We start from the raw sequence: 15,931 nt of genomic DNA, 5'->3' as shown, positions 1-15,931 counted from the left end.
TCTTTTGTCCGTGAAGTTGACGCGCAGTATAGCGACAGGCCCTAGACCGGCAAAGCGCTCGCTGTGCCCGATGGTCACTGAAAGTGGGTAGAATGCGGTTTTTTTCCAGTTGCGGGGGTGCGCGTTGCGCGAAATCGTCCTGATTAACATCACGGGAGTCGACCGTCCTGGTCTGACGGCGGCCATTACGGGTGTTCTGGCCCAAGGTGGCGTGAACATTCTCGACATCGGTCAGGCGGTGATCCACGACACCCTGTCGTTCGGCATCCTGGTTGAAATTCCCGACTCCGAGCAAGGCAAATCCGTGCTCAAGGACATCCTGTTCAAGGGCTACGAGCTCGACCAGCAGGTGCGCTTCACTCCGGTGTCCGAAGAGGATTACCAGCAATGGGTGGGCAATCAGGGCAAGAAACGCCACATCGTCACCCTGTTGACCCGCAAAGTGACGGCCGGCCAATTGCAGGCTGTCAGTTCGATCACGGCCAAATACGGCCTGAACATCGATCACATTGACCGTCTGTCGGGTCGCATGCCGCTGGACACCCCGGCCGACAAGGGAAAGGGCTGCATCGAGTTCTCCGTGCGTGGCGAAGCGGCCGATCCGCAGGCCTTGCGTGCCGAGTTTCTCAGTGTCGCGCACGAATTGAACGTCGACATCGCTTTCCAGGAAGATTCGCTGTTCCGTCGCAACCGTCGTCTGGCGGTGTTCGACATGGACTCGACACTGATCGAAGCCGAAGTCATCGACGAACTGGCCAAGGCGGCCGGTGTTGGCGAGCAGGTTTCGCAGATCACCGAGCGCGCGATGGCCGGCGAACTGGATTTCCGTGCCAGTTTCAAGGAGCGTCTGGCTTTGCTCAAAGGCCTCGACGTCAGTGTGCTCGATTCGATCGGTGCTTCGCTGCGCCTGACCGAAGGTGCCGAAACCCTGTTCGCCGAACTCAAGCGTCTGGGCTACAAGACCGCCATCCTGTCGGGCGGCTTCACCTATTTTGCCAAGCAATTGCAGGCCAAACTCGGCATTGATTACGTGTTCGCCAACGAGCTGGAAGTGGTCGACGGCAAGTGCACCGGCGTGGCGATCGAGCCGATTGTCGATGCGCAGCGCAAGGCTGATCTGCTGAGAGAGTTGGCGCATAAGGAAGGTCTGCGTCTGGAGCAGACCATTGCGGTTGGCGACGGCGCGAATGACCTGCCGATGCTGGCGATTGCCGGGTTGGGTGTGGCGTTCCGCGCCAAGCCGCTGGTGAAGCAGTCGGCGAAACAGGCGATCTCCACGCTTGGGCTGGACGGTGTCCTGTACCTGCTGGGCTTGCGCGATCGCGACGGACAGCTGTGAGTTCTCGATAACCAGAGCGGGCCCCTTCGCGAGCGGGCTCGCTCCCACATTGGATCTGTGTCGTTCACAAATTTCCTGTGGGAGCGAGCCTGCTCGCGAAGGCTGCACCGCCGATTTATCGTCGAATACCTAAAGCGACTTCCAGAGAGAATCAAAATCCTCCTCGCTCCCGCCATTTTGCGCAGGCTCCAGCGAGCGATAAGCAAACTGATTGAAGCTGTGCGTACTCGCCACCCGTCGGTCCAGCCCGGCGCAGTGTTCCTCGCCATGGGTGTTGATCAGCACTTTGCTGCCTTCCTGAAACGGCAAGCGTGGTGCCAGCAACGTTGCTGGCAGATCGATCGCGCTGATCTGCGGCAACAGCAATCCACGTAAGTATTGGCTGTGATCGTCCCGCGAGCGCACCAGTTGCAGGCCGCACGGCTCGGCATGCGGCGCCACCAGTTCGATGCCCATCTGCGTACCACTGCCGCGCACCTGACGAATCCAGCGAATCACCGCAATGCTCCAGCCAAGACTCACGCTGTCCTGAATCCCGAGCATTTCCCCGGCCTGTAATTCGGCGGGCGCTTCTTGCGGCCAGCCCAGGCAATACCCGCCGGGGCTATGATTGATCACCGGCAACGCATAAGTCGGGTAGTGCGTCGTGCTGTCGGTACTATTTTCGTCCTCGAGCAGACGGTCGTACTGGATTTCTTCGTAGGGTAAAAACTCGTCAGCCTTGCTCTGCGGCGCGGCGTCGAACGCCTGGCTCCAACTGTCCTTTTCACCCTTGGCGACGACGCTGCTGAAGTTTGCTGCACGGGTGCCAGGATGTTTCAGCAGATCGCTGAACGTACGCTCGCCACTCAGGAAGAAGTGCAGGGCACTCATACCGACGCAGACGGTCAGGCTGCCCTGACCCACGGTGCGCTGAAAACTGCGCTCGGCCGCCTGACCCCAGGTCGCGTGCAAATGTTGCAGGGTGTCGAAACTGAGCCCCGCCGGGACGGGCAACGGCGTCGAGGTGTCCTGGCGCAGCAGTTGCGCTTCGATGGCATTCACCAATAGCTGAGGATCAAAGCCGAGCAGTCCGGCCTTTTGCTCGCTGCGGAACATATTGCGATAGCGCGGCCCGGCGTCGATTTCTGCGCTGACCGCAAACAAACCATCGTCGGGGCTGCCGGGGTGGAGCTTGAGCAGCGCACTCCACGACTCCAGGACTTCCGCGAGCCGTGCGATCTGGTTCTGGCGCAGTTGATTGCAGCGGGCACTGCCCAATAACAAAGTGGCGATGTAAGTCTGTTCGACGCTCAGTTCGGTTGTCAGGCTGGCGAGATCATCGTGTACGCGACGTTGTTGCAGCTGCAACGCGCACGCGGTGCGATACAGCTGATGCAGTTCGAACCACAGATGCTCCGGCGGCGAACTGTATAACTGCGTCGCGCGCACCAGTTGTCCTTTGAGCGCATGGGTCGCCCGTTGCAGGGCGAGGCTGAGCAATGCCGCACGGTCCTTGCTGTATTTCGGCGTGATGCGCAGGACGATCTGCTTGTAGCCCATGGCCAGATGACTTTGCAGTGCCTGACACAGGTTGCTGACCTTGCGTGAACGCTCGTCGAGCATGATCGCCTGATGCAGAAAGTGCCGCTCCAGATGCTGGCAGACGAAATACACCTCGGGCCGCAGCAGCTCGAGCAGTTGCAGGCGATTGTCGCTGGGGGTCAGCAATTGGTTGAGTTCGCCGAGGCCTTGGTACAACTGACGGGCCGTTTCGCCGATGTTGGCCTTGGGCAGGCCGGCGATCCAGCGCTTGAGATCGCGCGTAGTGGCTTCGCAAAACGACAGGCGCGTTTGCGTCGGGGTAGTGGCGCGTAGCTGGGGGGAAATGGTCTGGCTCATGCCAAAAACCATAGCAGCAAAAATTGGGGTCTGTCGCTACGGCGAACACTGTAGGAGCTGCCGAAGGCTGCGATCTTTTGATCTTGCTTGTAAAAACAAAATCAAAAGATCGTCCGAACGCGGCCCGAGCCTTCGGCAGCTCCTACAGGGGGCGGTGTTTTGAGAATCAGGCTTTCGGCAGTGCCAGACCCTGGCCCATCTGTACTGGCGAACCGGCAACCAGTGTTTCAGCCCACTTCACTTGATCAGGGCCGAACAGCACGATCGCGGTAGAACCAAGCTTGAAGCGACCCAGTTCCGCGCCTTTTTCCAGATGAATCGGCGCACGGGCGGCTTCGTCGTAGCGGAAGGTTTTCAGCTCGCGCTTCGGCGGCGTGACCAGACCGGCCCAGACGGTTTCGATCGAAGCAACGATCATCGCGCCGACCAGCACGACAGCCATCGGCCCGCGCTCGGTGTCGAAAATGCACGCCACACGCTCGTTGCGGGCGAACAGCTCCGGGACGTTTTCGGCGGTGGTCTGGTTGACCGAGAAGATCCGGCCCGGGATATAAACCATTTCACGCAGGGTGCCGGCCAGCGGCATGTGCACGCGGTGGTAGTCCTTCGGCGACAGGTAGATGGTGGCGAAGTCGCCGCCCATGAACGGCGCGGCATTGGCCGCGTCACCGCCGAGCAGTTCCAGCACGCTGAAGCTGTGGCCCTTGGCCTGGAACACGCGACCGTGTTCGATCGGGCCGAGTTGGCTGACCGCACCGTCGGCCGGGCTGAGGACCGCGCCCGGGGTTTCGTCCAGCGGCCGTGCGCCGTCTTTCAGGGCGCGGGTGAAAAAGGCGTTGAAGTGCTCGTAAGCGGTCACGTCTTCAACCAGCGCCTGCGACATATCAACTTGATAGCGCTTGGCGAACCAGGTGGTGAAAGCATTTTTGAACCAGCGCACGCGGCACTCGGCAATGCAGCCGGCCAGGCGCGACAGCAGGTGATGAGGCAGCAGGTATTGGCTGAGGATAAACAGACGCTCTTTCATTAGTTGTCCTTAAAAACCTTAAATCTCGACTGGCGTGTCAGGGTGGTTGCCCCATTCGCCCCAGGAACCGGCGTAGCCTTTGACCCGCGGATAACCGAGGGACTTGGCCACCAGATAGGTGAAGCCCGACCGGTGATGGGTCTGGCAGTGGGTAATGATTTCTTTGTCCTTGGTGATTCCCAGGTCTTCGAGGATCTGCGGCATGTCAGTGCGAATGCGCAACTGACGCGCCTTGTCCATGCCGGCAGTCCACTCGAAATTGACCGCGCCGGGAATATGACCTGCCTTGGCAGCCAGGACTTTCTCGCCGGAATACTCCAGCGGCCCGCGTGCATCCCAGATCGCCAGATCGGCAGCGCCGAGGCGGCTTTGCAGGTATTCGCGAGTGGCGGTCGGCTCGTCATGCAGGGTCAGTGCGACCGGGCCACCGACAGCGGGTGGCACCTGGATCGACATCGGCGAACCTTCCGCCAGCCAGGCCGGCAGACCGCCATCAATATAGTGGTACTTGTCGTGTCCGATCACGTCGAGCAGCCAGATGAAGCGCCCGGCCCAGCCGCCGCCCTCGTCGTCATAGACCACGTAGACCGCATCCTTGCGGTGGCCCAGCTCACCGAACAGCGCTTCCAGATCGGCTTTCCCCGGCAGCAGTCCCGGCGCCGGCGGGTGGCCGAGCTGGGTGCGTTTCGGATCGACAAAGCGTGCGCCGGGCAGATGACCTTCGGCATAGCGGGCGGGACTGGTCAGGTCCACCAGGATGAGTTCGCTGGCATCGAGGCGAGGGAGCAGGTCGCTCGGTTCGATAACGAGCGGCAAGCCAGAGAAGTCAGACATGTGAGGTCTCCAGAGCACAAAGGGGGGGATTGTAGCGCAGCCTCATCGGCCACGGCTGCTAAAGCTGTGCAGGGCTTTTTCGATGCACTGCGCGGTTTTGCCAAAGGCTTGCACGGTGATGTCGGCGAACGGCCCGCCGCCCTGATCGGCAACGACGAACATGATCACCCGGCCGTTGTTGACCAGTGAACGCAGGAACAGATGCTCGCCACGAAACAGCGTGCGCAGGCCCGGCGGCAACAGCGCGGAGAATTGCGCGTTGTTCTCTGGATTGATCCGCACCTGTGCCTGCTGCGCGAGCAACCGTTGCAGGACTTTGCTCTGGCTGACGACAAAATTCAGCGCGCCAGCTTCTTTCGGCAGGCCAACGGTTTGATGTACGCGCAGATTGGACTGCGTGCGATCAGCCATCAGGATCATCACCCGCCGCATACCGCTGGCCACCAGCGCATCGCGAGCGGCGACGGTCAGGCTCATAGCATTGGTGAAACGACTCGGCTCGGCCAACAGTTCGGCGCATTGCCGACGCCACTGAGTCAAATCATCGGAACTGGGCGCCGCAGCAGGCAGCATGCCAGCGGGCAAGCGACGCGTGCCCCACGGCCACAGCAACGAAACCGCTGGGTGCCACAGGTCAGGCATCGCATGCTGGCGCGCACTGTTGGCGGCTTGCTGGTGCAGTTGTTGTTGCACCTCGTCCATCGAAATCTGCAGATAAAGACTGGTCAGGTACTGCCAGCGCTCACTGTGCGGGCTGTCCCACGCCTGCTGCGCCGACAGCGCCAGGCCGTTGGCCAGCAACACGGTATTGGCTGGCTGATTGAGCCAGCGGCGCAGAGTCGGATCATCGTCCAGACGGTTTTGCTGGCGCAGCGGATGTTCGCTGTCGCGGGCGATGCGCAGCACTTTGACCAGTTCGCGTTGCTCGCTGAGCAACAATCTATAGCCCTGTTGCACCCAGATCGGCAGATGCCAGACAGCGACCAATGCTTCAGCGATTTTCAGCAGACGCACGCCAAACAATTGCTTCTCGACAGTGCGCGCCGATTCGCCCTTGTGGATAACGCGCAGCTCCCACTCTTCAAGCAATTGTGGATAAGTCAGCGCCAGCGGCCACAGCGGTGAGAGGAACAGGAGACTGCCCCAATGAATGTCCTGCCACAGCCGCGCCAGGCGACTGGCAAAAAAACCGTTGGCCTGTTGCGTGGCGTGCTGGCTGATCATTTGCAGTTGGCGCAGGGCCTTGGGGATCTGCATCTGCGCAACGGCGGGCAGGCGCGAGAGCAATTCTTCGGTGCGGGCGAGGCCGAGGCGATTGATCGCCACTTCCAGATTTTCTGCCGGCGTGGCCATGTTGCCGTGGGTGTGACGATTGGCCTCACGGATGATGCTCAAGGCCAGCGCCGGGCTGTCCTGCATCAGGTCGGCAATGTCACGAAGCGAGCTGCGATTGTCGCGGATCGCGCGGCAGACCTTGTCGTGCGCCTCTTGCGGTACGGGCAGGGGGACGCTGTCGAGCAGCTTGACCCAGCCGTCGAGGGTGGTCGGTTTTGCGTGTGGGACGTTCGTTTCATTAGCCATGTCTGGACAAGATCTTCACTGACTGTAGACGCGCCCGGCATGGGCTAAATTGGCTTTTCGCCTGAACTGGCTATAGTCTGGCGCAGTTTTGCCGATAAGTAGAAGAAGAGATTTTTTAACTTCCGAATATGACCTTGAACCCGACTTAAATAAGTACTTTCTACCTATGGCTAAAATTATCGGCATCATCGTCGTAATCGCGAGCGTTCTCGGCGGCTACGTGCTCTCTCACGGTAAGATTGCCGCCCTGGTGCAACCCTTCGAGGTGCTGATTATCGGCGGTGCTGCACTCGGCGCTTTCCTCCAGGCCAACCCAAGCTACATGACGATGCACGTGCTCAAAAAATCCCTGAGCATGTTCAGTTCGCGTTTCAGTCACACCTTTTATCTTGAGGTGCTTGGGCTGATCTACGAGATCCTCAACAAGAGTCGCCGCGAGGGCATGATGGCCATCGAGGGCGACATCGAAGATGCCGCCGCGAGCCCGATTTTCGCCAAGTACCCGGCAGTGCTCAAGGATGAGCGCATGACTGCGTTCGTCTGCGACTACCTGCGCATCATGTCGTCCGGCAACATGGCTCCGCATGAGCTCGAAGGCCTGTTCGACATGGAACTCTACAGTCTCAAGGAAGACCTCGATCATCCGGCCCACGCGGTCAACGGCATTGCCGACGGCATGCCCGGCTTCGGTATCGTCGCGGCGGTATTGGGTATTGTGGTGACCATGGCCTCGCTGGGCGAAGGTGATCAGGCATCCATCGGCCTGCACGTGGGTGCGGCACTGGTCGGTACCTTCTTCGGTATTCTCGCCGCCTACGGTTTCTTTGGTCCGTTGGCGCATTCCCTGGCCCATGATGCCAAGGAAGAACTGAACGTTTACGAAGCCATCAAGGCCTCGCTGGTGGCTTCTGCGTCCGGCATGCCGCCATCGCTGGCGGTCGAGTTCGGTCGCAAGGTTCTGTACCCGGCCCACCGTCCAAGCTTTGCCGAGCTGGAACAAGCGGTTCGCGGTCGCTAAGTCATGGAAAATAATCAGCCGATTATCATCAAGCGCGTCAAGCGCATAGCCGGCGGGCATCACGGCGGGGCGTGGAAAATCGCCTTCGCCGACTTCGCGACGGCGATGATGGCGTTCTTCCTGGTGTTGTGGCTGCTGTCTACCGCAACGCCGGAGCAGAAGATTGCTATCGCCGGTTACTTCAAGGACCCGGTCGGCTTCTCCGAAAGCGGCACGCCGTACATCATCGATCTGGGCGGTACGCCGACGCTGGCGCCGGAAAACACCCTCAACCCCGAGGTGAAGTCCCAGCCGCAACCGGACAAGGTCACCGTCGACACCGAACAAGTCGAAGGCATGGCCGAAATGGTCGAGAAAGAACGCCTGGAACTGTTGCTGCAAGAACTGCAGAACAAGGTCGACGAGAACCCGCAACTGCAGAAATTCAAGGATCAGATCCTCTTCGAGATCACGCCGAACGGCTTGCGCATCCAGATCATGGACGCCGAGAACCGGCCGATGTTCGACTCGGGTTCCGCGCGCCTGAAACCTTATTTCGAAGACATCCTGCTGGCCATGGCCGACACCATCAAAGCGGTGCCGAACAAGATCAGCATCAGCGGCCATACCGACGCCAAGCCTTATATCGGCAGCGGCGACTACGGCAACTGGGAGCTTTCAGCCAACCGAGCCAACGCTGCACGGCGTGCGCTGATTGCGGGCAGTTATCCAGACACGCAAGTGGCGCGGGTGGTCGGTTACGCCTCGTCGGCGTTGTTCGACAAGGAAAAACCGTTCAACCCGATCAACCGTCGCATCGACATCGTGGTGCTGACCAAAAAGGCTCAGGCGGCCATCGAAGGTGCGCAAGGCCCCGACGCTGCGAAGCCGGCCGAACAAGGTCAGAACGATGCCGCGCCGGCAACCCCGGTCGACCCGAACGCCTTGCCAGCGGATCAGCAGCCGGTGCCCGCGCACGAGCTGCGCGAACGGCTGAACCTGTTCGACGACGCCGCGCCCAAACCGGCTGAGCCGGGGAGTGCGGCGCCGACAACGCCACCGGCCACTGCGCCGGCCCCCGCGCCGAAGTGATCGACAAAAAGCCACGTTAACCGTGGCTTTTTTGTTTCTGCCTGCGTCGCAATGAGCAGTCGCAGTTTTCGCAATCACGGAAGATCAGTTATGGAAAGACTCAAAGCCTATTTTCAGCGGCACGGCAGCGCACCCTTCAAGTTCGGTGAGGGGAGGGTCAGTGGCTATATTTCGGCCACCCTCGGGCTATTGAGCTTGCTGGCGGTGTTCTGCTTCCTGTTTCCCGAATGGCTGACCACAGCCGAATTGCGCAAGGTCTACGATGAGCAATTCGCGCGCACCACGCTGTTGCTCGGGCTGGTGGTGTCGTTCAGCCTCGGCACCCTGAATATCCTGCTCAACAAACGTAAACGATTGGGGATTACCGGGCTGGTTGCGTCGGGGCTGGCGGTGTTTCTCGGTGGTACCAATGTGCAGGTCAGCGAGATCGGACAGACGCCGTATTCACTCGGTCTGGACTGGTTTGTCCTGGCGTTGCTGGTGTCGGCCATCGTGTTCATTCCGCTGGAAAAACTCTATTCCAAAGACCCTGAGCAAAACATCCTGCGTCCGCACTGGCGCACCGATCTGACCTACTTTTTTGTCAGCCACATGCTGGTGCAGTTCATCCTGATTTTTATCACCGCCTCGTCGAGTTACATCGCCGGATGGGCGATGTCGCCGAGCTTGCAGACCGGCGTGCAAAGCCTGCCGCTGGTGGTGCAGTTCCTGCTCGCCGTACTGGTCGCGGATCTTGGTCAATACTGGTTGCATCGGCTCTACCATGTGGTGCCATGGCTGTGGCGCATCCATGCGGTGCATCACTCCAGCACCCACATGGACTGGCTCGCAGGCTCGCGCGTGCACTTCATCGAAATCCTGCTGACCCGCACCGGCGTCCTGGTGCCGCTGATGCTGCTGGGCTTCGCGCCGCAAGCGTTGAACGCTTACGTGATTCTGGTCGGCGTTCAAGCGGTGCTGGCCCACGCCAATGTGCGGATCAACGGCGGCTGGCTGAATTACCTGATCGTCCTGCCGCGCTACCACCACTGGCACCACGCCCGGCACAAAGACTACATCTACAAAAACTACGCGATTCACACGCCTCTGGTGGACATGCTGTTCGGCACCTTCAAGCTACCGCCGAAAGAATGGCCAGTGCGTTATGGCGTGTTCGGCAAGGAATTGCCGGGCGGGATCGTGCGTCAGCATCTCTATGCGTTCAAGAAGCCTGAGCCGAAGTAGGGCGGGCGGATGCGAAAAAGCCGCGATGATCGCGGCTTTTTTGCGTCTGTTGTCTCGTCCTGAAAGTTGTTGTGTTCTTTCGATCTTCACGCTGCACGAAACCTGAGTTCGACTCGGTCCTTCACGTCGGTGTAACTCGAACATCCACCTCTGTCAGTCCCCTCTCCCTCTGGGAGAGGGCCATGGTGAGGGCTTTCGAAGGCGATGAGCTTTCAGAACCCGCGCCGAATCCGGTTCTTCAATTGTTCGTGGAACATGTCGGCATCGCGTTTGTAGCTGCCCTTCACGGATTCACTTATCGACTCCAGTGACATCGACCGCTTGTTCGACACCTCCTCACGATACGCATCAATAAAGAAATCCAGATCACTTTCCGTGCTCAGCTTCGGCCATTTGTCCAGATACAGCGGCAACTCCGCCGGCCCGGTCCTGAAGGAACAGATCCGCCGGTTGCTGATGGTCGCTTCGCCGATTTCAAACGGCACCCACCACGACAGCGCGGTTTTTTCCGAAACCACCGCGAGCAAGTGCGTGCATTCGGTGATGTTGCGCGTAATGACCCCGGTGATGTCATCGGTGGTCTGCGATTCCAGGTCCAGCACGTCAAGGTAGGTCTTGATGTTGGCCCCGATCAGGCGGTTGTTGATGGCCATCGCGTAGGCGCGATCCATGTGGCGGTAGCTGATGAAGACTGGCATCAGAAATGTCCTTTGAGGGCGAGTTCGCGGTAATAGGCGCCGAGGGCGGTGAGGCGGCAGCCGGTCGAGTGGATGGCCGCGTAATACATATGCTCGGCGTCCATCGGTTCGATCAGGCTGTGGCGGTTGCACTTTTGCAGTTGGGCGAAGACTTCGCCGTGGTCCGGATTGAAAGTGGCTTCGGTGGGTTCGTAGCTGGGATCGAGCGGGAAAACCGACTCGGCTTCGGTAAACCATTCGGGGAGTTTGCGCAGGATTTCCTTGGGGATCAGCGGCGAGACTTCACGCAGGGAAATGAATTGCGACACGTTGGTCTTGAACACCGGGCGCTGTTCCCAGGCGTCGAGCGCATTGTCGACGAAGGAATAGAGGCTGCCGGGAGTGATCTTGCCGAGGATGTTGGCTGCGCCGCCATGTAACGCCTGCAACAGCAGCCCGGTGAACACACCGTGTTGCGCGCCTTCCATGGCCGACTCTTCCTTTTTGCACGCGGTCAGGATGGTCATGCCTTCGCCGACCACGCTGCTTTCACTGCGCAACGCGCGCGCCTCGCCGGCCGCGCCGCTTTGGCAGCAGTCGAGGATGATCACCTTGTTCTTGATCCTGGTGGCTTTGGTTGCCCAGTTGAGGATGTCACTGATGCGGATGCCGTCCTTGGCGTTTCGGTAGTTCTGCGGCAACAGCATGCCTTCATCATTGTCATTGTCGAAGCCGCCATGCCCGGCGAAGTACAGCAGCGCGACGTTGCAGTCGCCGGAAAACAGTTCGCGAATCTGGTCTTCGAGTTTCTCCCTGCTCAAGTGATCCTCGGCGGATGTCAGCACCACGTTCTTGAAGTTGGGGTCGCCATTGGCGTCGGTTTTCAGTACGGACGCCATGGCCATGGCGTCATTGCTGCACCCGCTCAAGCGCGGAATATGTTTGTAGTCGTTGATCCCGATAAACAGTCCCTTGCGCATGATTACACCGCCGTATGCAGACGAATCGCGCTGACAATGCTGTTGGTGTTCCACGCGCATTCGGCCTGTGCAGCGTTACGCACCACGGTGGAAATTCGCTCGGCGCCAAAAGGTTTGATCGCGATGATCACCTTGCCCATCCGCTTGGCGATCTCGATCTTCTTGTTGATCCACTTGCTGTAGGTCGAATACATCCCGGCCATGATCAGCACTGCCGAGCAGGGCCGGATCTTGTCTTCGATGGCCAGTTCAAGTTGCTTGTCGGTTTGCGCGCCCAAGATCGGGTTGTGCGGCGGTACGGAAAAATTCTTGAACGTGAAATCCGCCTGAGCGCCGAGCAGGCGTACCAGATTGTCGTGGGCATGGGAGTAGTTCCACGAATGACTGATGAACAAATGGTAGGTTTGCATGGGGTTCCTCGGAGGTCGCGAAAGTGCGGACGAGGAACTGAATGTAGGCATCTGGGAGATGCCTACAAGATGTGCAAGGCAAAAGAGAAATGTCCTGCAAACAGGCGTGTGCAGGCCTTACAGAAAATTCTGATGTTTAAAAAACAGGGGATTTGTAAGGGCGGATCCGACAACCGGCAGCACCCGAGACAGGCGCTGCCGACTTGGCTGTTTAATAGCCGCTTTCAGGCAGACTGGCGATGATCGAGCGATAGCTGTTCATCCGTTGCTGCTGCACGCGGCCATCTTCCAATGCCTTGAGCAGTGCGCAACCCGGTTCGCGATCGTGCTTGCAGTCGCGGAAGCGGCAGGTGCCGAGCAGGTCGTTGAACTCGATGAAACCGGCTTCAACGTCGGCGCGGCTGACGTGGCCGAGGCCGAATTCGCGGATGCCCGGGGAGTCGATCAGTTCACCACCGCCGGGGAAGTGGAACAGACGCGCGGTGGTCGTCGTGTGCGTGCCCTGGCCGGAGAGCTCGGACAGCGGCCCGACGCGGGTTTCAACCTCCGGCAGCAGGCTGTTGACCAGCGACGACTTGCCGACGCCGGACTGGCCGACGAAGACGCTGATGCGCCCATCGAGCTGCTGTTGCAGTTGTTCCATGCCGTTGCCGTGGTGCGCGGAAACTTCCAGCACCGGATAGCCGAGCGTGCGGTAAACCGCCAACAGCGCGTTCAGCGCCGGGGCGTTCTGCTCGTCGATCAGGTCGAATTTGTTCAGCAGCAACAGCGGACGGATGCCGGCGTGTTCGGCCGCGACCAGATAGCGGTCGATCAGGTTGGCATGTGGCTCGGGCAGCGGGGCGAAAACGATGACGATCATGTCAACGTTGGCGGCGACCGGTTTGAGCTGGCCACGGCTGTCCGGGCGGCACAACTCGGTGGTGCGCGGCAATTGCGCGACGATCACACCGATGCCTTGGTTGCCGGCACGCCAGACGACGGTGTCGCCGGTCACCAGCGCCGGCAGGTTGGCGCGTAGGTGGCAACGGAACACCTGGCCGGCGAGTTCGCCGTCCTTGGCCTCGACTTCGACCTGCACACCGAAGTGCGCGATCACCAGGCCGGTCTGTTCTGGGCCCAGGTCGCCACCTTCAAGTGCCTCGACAGCCGAGGACTCGCGTTTGGCGGCGCGTGCGGCGCGCTCGCCCTGAATTTTTTCGATGCGCCAGTTTTGACGTCGATTGAGTTGGCGTTTGGCCATGGGTGTTCCGTCTGAAGAATGCAGCGATTAGGTAAAACGGCCGCGAGTTTAGCACGCCCGGCCACCGGCCTAAGCTAAACTGCGCAGCATTGCCTAGGAGCCCGAATATGCAGAACCCGCAGAACTTGATCTGGATCGACCTGGAAATGACCGGTCTGGATCCGGAAAACGACGTCATCATCGAAATGGCCACTATCGTCACTGACAGCGACCTCAACACCCTGGCCGAAGGCCCGGTCATCGCCATCCACCATAGCGACGAAGTCCTCTCGCGCATGGACGAGTGGAACACCCGCACCCACGGCAACTCCGGCCTGACCCAGCGCGTACGCGAAAGCCGCGTCAGCATGGCGGAAGCCGAAGCCGAAACCATCGCCTTCCTCGAAAAGTGGGTGCCGAAGGGCAAGTCTCCGATTTGCGGCAACAGCATCTGCCAGGATCGTCGCTTCCTTTATACCCATATGAAGGCGCTGGAAAGTTACTTCCACTATCGCAACCTCGACGTCTCGACGCTCAAGGAACTGGCGGCCCGCTGGGCGCCGGACGTACGCGACAGCTTCAAGAAGGGCGGCACGCACCTGGCGCTCGACGACATCCGCGAGTCGATCGCCGAGCTGCAGCACTACCGCGAGCATTTCATCAAGTTCTGACATCGGTGGACTGCGCTGCTGCCCTCTTTTGGTGCCATGGCGAAGTGAGTAGACTGCGCGCCTTCCTGCAAGGATCGCCACCATGTTGCTAATGCTCTACCTCGTCGCCATCACCGCTGAAGCCATGACCGGCGCACTGTCTGCCGGTCGTCGTGGCATGGACTGGTTTGGTGTGGTGCTGATCGCCTGTGTCACGGCGTTGGGCGGTGGTTCGGTGCGTGATGTGCTGCTCGGGCATTACCCGCTGACATGGGTCAAACATCCGGAATATCTGGTGCTGACCTCGCTCGCCGCGATGTTCACGGTGTTCACCGCACGCTGGATGCGCCACCTGCGCTCGCTGTTTCTGGTGCTCGATGCTGTCGGTCTGGTGGCCTTCACCCTGATCGGCTGCATGACCGCGCTGGAAATGGGCCACGGCATGTTGGTGGCTTCGGTCAGCGGCGTGATCACCGGTGTATTCGGCGGCATCCTGCGCGATATCTTCTGTAACGACATCCCGCTGATCTTCCGGCGCGAACTTTACGCCAGCGTCTCTTTTGCGGCGGCATGGTGTTACATGTTCTGCCTGTTTCTGAATCTTCCGAGCGAACAGGCGATCCTGATAACTTTATTCGGCGGATTCCTGTTACGTCTGTTGGCAATTCGTTTTCATTGGGAAATGCCAAAGTTTGTCTATAACGACGAGCATTGATAGTCCTCGCAGTCAGTAACTTGCGCTGAGTCGATGGTCAGCGTTTTGTGCGCGTGTATATAGGCTTCTTACATTTTTCGCTTTGCTGTTGTTTTGATGGTCGTGTTATTTCTTTGGTAGATAGCTTGCTCAAGGTCTATCTGCCAATTAAATACAATGTCAAAGGATTTGCATTATGAGTGAAAACATGGAAGTAACACAAAGCCAGCAAAGTCATTTGGGAGTCGCTGACTCTATCATCAGTTTCAAAGTCAAATTTGATGCCGGCGAGGTTACTCGAAGCAAGTCGCTGTTCGGTAATGGTCGTATGCAAGTTAAAGTGCAAGTGCTTGTTGCCGCCGCTGATATCAACGGTAATACGGTGCATGTACCGGCTGACGTAATGAATAGCATCGAACTTATTCATTATGGTACGGGCAGGACGTTACGGGATGGCTGGTCCGCCAGTATCGAGCAAGGGCCCTATACCCTTGAGGCGCAACCTTCGGCCGTGACCACCTCGATTCCAGACGAAGAGACCGACGAGGACATACTCCATCCGCAGGTCCGTACTTTCTGGGTCTCCTGCTCCGTTGCCGGCACGACCCAGATTGCCGCACGCCTGACCCTGGCCGGGCAGACGATTCGTACCAACGGGACGACGCTGGCCAGTGTCCACGACAGCAGCGTAACCCTGGAAGCACAACAACCATTGGCCTACGCCATTGACCAGTTCCGCTGGCAGGCGACCCGTCGCGGCAATGAAGAGCCGGGCAATCGAATCTGGAACTATTACCTCGGCTTGTATCCACAAGGACAGCAGATCAAGCTTGTCGACTGGATTGCCGATGTCCCCGCCGATACCGATCCTATGTTCGCCATGGCCAACAAGCTCAATGAGTACGTGACTAATTTTCTGACAGGTGTTCTGGCTCGTCCAAAGGAGCGCAGCTTGAACATCGGATTGCCATTCAACGGTGACCCTATTGCGTTCACGTTTTCCGCTGATGCAATTACGCGAGATAAGAAGTTTTATTCCGTGAGGGTCAATGATCGCGATGGAGAACTCACGGTGGTGCAGGCACTGTCTGAGTATTCGAGTTTGGATCGCGCCTACAAAAAAGGCGATGTATTCCACTTTCGCGCCATCGATCAACACGGTACGGAACATAAACTGGCGATTCGCACGGACTTTGTCGCGCGCACTTTTGGTCTGGAGCGCGGGTAAGGTTGGCCGTTCAAAATTTGTATCCATGACATTGTGGTAAAGATATATACCGCTTCTTATTGAGCAGGCCGGTAAGCTGGTCGGGTCAATCGTCA

The 15,931-nt window shown here is 59.1% G+C and carries 15 protein-coding genes; 7 read left to right on the top strand and 8 right to left on the bottom strand.

Going from position 1 to position 15,931, the window contains the following annotated elements:
• Nucleotides 1–124: 124 nt before the first annotated feature.
• A complete protein-coding gene (gene serB, locus JJD74_RS15180; RefSeq protein ID WP_047299476.1) occupies nucleotides 125–1,339 on the top strand; it encodes a phosphoserine phosphatase SerB in 1,215 nt (404 codons plus the stop codon).
• Nucleotides 1,340–1,468: 129 nt separating this feature from the next.
• Here the strand turns inward: serB and JJD74_RS15175 are convergent, their stop codons facing one another.
• The 4 genes from JJD74_RS15175 to JJD74_RS15160 form a co-directional block, all read right to left on the bottom strand.
• Entirely contained in the window at nucleotides 1,469–3,220 is a 1,752-nt protein-coding gene (locus JJD74_RS15175; RefSeq protein ID WP_200615111.1) for a molecular chaperone, read from the bottom strand.
• Between the two features lie 166 nt (nucleotides 3,221–3,386).
• A complete protein-coding gene (asd, locus tag JJD74_RS15170; RefSeq protein WP_042557365.1) occupies nucleotides 3,387–4,247 on the bottom strand; it encodes an archaetidylserine decarboxylase in 861 nt (286 codons plus the stop codon).
• 18 nt (nucleotides 4,248–4,265) lie between these two features.
• Nucleotides 4,266–5,081 carry a thiosulfate sulfurtransferase gene (gene rhdA, locus JJD74_RS15165; RefSeq protein ID WP_042557366.1) on the bottom strand — a complete coding sequence of 272 codons (816 nt, stop codon included), beginning with the start codon at nucleotides 5,079–5,081 and terminating at the stop codon, nucleotides 4,266–4,268.
• Nucleotides 5,082–5,123: 42 nt separating this feature from the next.
• Complete coding sequence (locus tag JJD74_RS15160) at nucleotides 5,124–6,662, bottom strand: HDOD domain-containing protein (RefSeq protein ID WP_200615107.1); 1,539 nt, start codon at nucleotides 6,660–6,662, stop codon at nucleotides 5,124–5,126.
• 166 nt (nucleotides 6,663–6,828) lie between these two features.
• Between JJD74_RS15160 and motA the strand changes: the two genes are divergently transcribed.
• From motA to JJD74_RS15145, 3 genes are all read left to right on the top strand, one after another.
• Nucleotides 6,829–7,680: a flagellar motor stator protein MotA gene (gene motA, locus JJD74_RS15155; protein ID WP_200615104.1), complete on the top strand. Its 852-nt coding sequence runs from the start codon at nucleotides 6,829–6,831 to the stop codon at nucleotides 7,678–7,680.
• Between the two features lie 3 nt (nucleotides 7,681–7,683).
• The gene (gene motB, locus JJD74_RS15150; RefSeq protein WP_200615102.1) at nucleotides 7,684–8,751 is read left to right on the top strand and encodes a flagellar motor protein MotB; all 1,068 of its coding nucleotides are present in this window, start codon (nucleotides 7,684–7,686) and stop codon (nucleotides 8,749–8,751) included.
• 90 nt (nucleotides 8,752–8,841) lie between these two features.
• Nucleotides 8,842–9,975, top strand: a complete 1,134-nt coding sequence (locus JJD74_RS15145; protein WP_200615100.1) for a sterol desaturase family protein — start codon at nucleotides 8,842–8,844, stop codon at nucleotides 9,973–9,975.
• A gap of 212 nt (nucleotides 9,976–10,187) precedes the next feature.
• On the opposite strand, the gene JJD74_RS15140 is transcribed toward JJD74_RS15145, so the two are convergent.
• From JJD74_RS15140 to rsgA, 4 genes are all read right to left on the bottom strand, one after another.
• Nucleotides 10,188–10,673, bottom strand: a complete 486-nt coding sequence (locus JJD74_RS15140; RefSeq protein WP_047299480.1) for a toll/interleukin-1 receptor domain-containing protein — start codon at nucleotides 10,671–10,673, stop codon at nucleotides 10,188–10,190.
• Entirely contained in the window at nucleotides 10,673–11,632 is a 960-nt protein-coding gene (locus JJD74_RS15135; protein WP_042557372.1) for a caspase family protein, read from the bottom strand. The genes JJD74_RS15140 and JJD74_RS15135 overlap by 1 nt, the downstream gene beginning before the upstream one ends.
• 2 nt (nucleotides 11,633–11,634) lie before the next feature.
• Nucleotides 11,635–12,042 carry a TIR domain-containing protein gene (locus JJD74_RS15130; RefSeq protein WP_200615098.1) on the bottom strand — a complete coding sequence of 136 codons (408 nt, stop codon included), beginning with the start codon at nucleotides 12,040–12,042 and terminating at the stop codon, nucleotides 11,635–11,637.
• 211 nt (nucleotides 12,043–12,253) lie between these two features.
• Nucleotides 12,254–13,285: a small ribosomal subunit biogenesis GTPase RsgA gene (gene rsgA / locus JJD74_RS15125; RefSeq protein ID WP_042557374.1), complete on the bottom strand. Its 1,032-nt coding sequence runs from the start codon at nucleotides 13,283–13,285 to the stop codon at nucleotides 12,254–12,256.
• Between the two features lie 107 nt (nucleotides 13,286–13,392).
• Here rsgA and orn point away from each other — a divergent pair, with 107 nt between their 5' ends.
• From orn to JJD74_RS15110, 3 genes are all read left to right on the top strand, one after another.
• Complete coding sequence (orn, locus tag JJD74_RS15120) at nucleotides 13,393–13,935, top strand: oligoribonuclease (protein ID WP_042557375.1); 543 nt, start codon at nucleotides 13,393–13,395, stop codon at nucleotides 13,933–13,935.
• An 82-nt stretch (nucleotides 13,936–14,017) separates the two neighbouring features.
• Entirely contained in the window at nucleotides 14,018–14,629 is a 612-nt protein-coding gene (locus tag JJD74_RS15115) for a trimeric intracellular cation channel family protein (RefSeq protein WP_042557376.1), read from the top strand.
• Nucleotides 14,630–14,804: 175 nt separating this feature from the next.
• Nucleotides 14,805–15,836: a hypothetical protein gene (locus JJD74_RS15110; RefSeq protein ID WP_047299483.1), complete on the top strand. Its 1,032-nt coding sequence runs from the start codon at nucleotides 14,805–14,807 to the stop codon at nucleotides 15,834–15,836.
• The last annotated feature ends 95 nt before the right edge of the window (nucleotides 15,837–15,931 follow it).

The sequence above is a fragment of the Pseudomonas sp. MF6776 genome (genome assembly GCF_016613125.1).
In the GTDB taxonomy this organism is placed as follows: Bacteria; Pseudomonadota; Gammaproteobacteria; order Pseudomonadales; family Pseudomonadaceae; genus Aquipseudomonas; species Aquipseudomonas iridis.
The sequence above is the reverse complement of the archived record's forward strand: the minus strand, read 5'-3'. Positions and strand labels throughout refer to the sequence as shown.

Bases quoted from the DNA above. Each gene is read 5' to 3' on its own strand.
- JJD74_RS15175 (WP_200615111.1), bottom strand. From the start codon at position 3,220: ATGAGCCAGACCATTTCCCCCCAGCTACGCGCCACTACCCCGACGCAA.
- asd (WP_042557365.1), bottom strand. From the start codon at position 4,247: ATGAAAGAGCGTCTGTTTATCCTCAGCCAATACCTGCTGCCTCATCAC.
- rhdA (WP_042557366.1), bottom strand. From the start codon at position 5,081: ATGTCTGACTTCTCTGGCTTGCCGCTCGTTATCGAACCGAGCGACCTG.
- JJD74_RS15160 (WP_200615107.1), bottom strand. From the start codon at position 6,662: ATGGCTAATGAAACGAACGTCCCACACGCAAAACCGACCACCCTCGAC.
- motA (WP_200615104.1), top strand. From the start codon at position 6,829: ATGGCTAAAATTATCGGCATCATCGTCGTAATCGCGAGCGTTCTCGGC.
- motB (WP_200615102.1), top strand. From the start codon at position 7,684: ATGGAAAATAATCAGCCGATTATCATCAAGCGCGTCAAGCGCATAGCC.
- JJD74_RS15145 (WP_200615100.1), top strand. From the start codon at position 8,842: ATGGAAAGACTCAAAGCCTATTTTCAGCGGCACGGCAGCGCACCCTTC.
- JJD74_RS15140 (WP_047299480.1), bottom strand. From the start codon at position 10,673: ATGCCAGTCTTCATCAGCTACCGCCACATGGATCGCGCCTACGCGATG.
- JJD74_RS15135 (WP_042557372.1), bottom strand. From the start codon at position 11,632: ATGCGCAAGGGACTGTTTATCGGGATCAACGACTACAAACATATTCCG.
- JJD74_RS15130 (WP_200615098.1), bottom strand. From the start codon at position 12,042: ATGCAAACCTACCATTTGTTCATCAGTCATTCGTGGAACTACTCCCAT.
- rsgA (WP_042557374.1), bottom strand. From the start codon at position 13,285: ATGGCCAAACGCCAACTCAATCGACGTCAAAACTGGCGCATCGAAAAA.
- orn (WP_042557375.1), top strand. From the start codon at position 13,393: ATGCAGAACCCGCAGAACTTGATCTGGATCGACCTGGAAATGACCGGT.
- JJD74_RS15115 (WP_042557376.1), top strand. From the start codon at position 14,018: ATGTTGCTAATGCTCTACCTCGTCGCCATCACCGCTGAAGCCATGACC.
- JJD74_RS15110 (WP_047299483.1), top strand. From the start codon at position 14,805: ATGAGTGAAAACATGGAAGTAACACAAAGCCAGCAAAGTCATTTGGGA.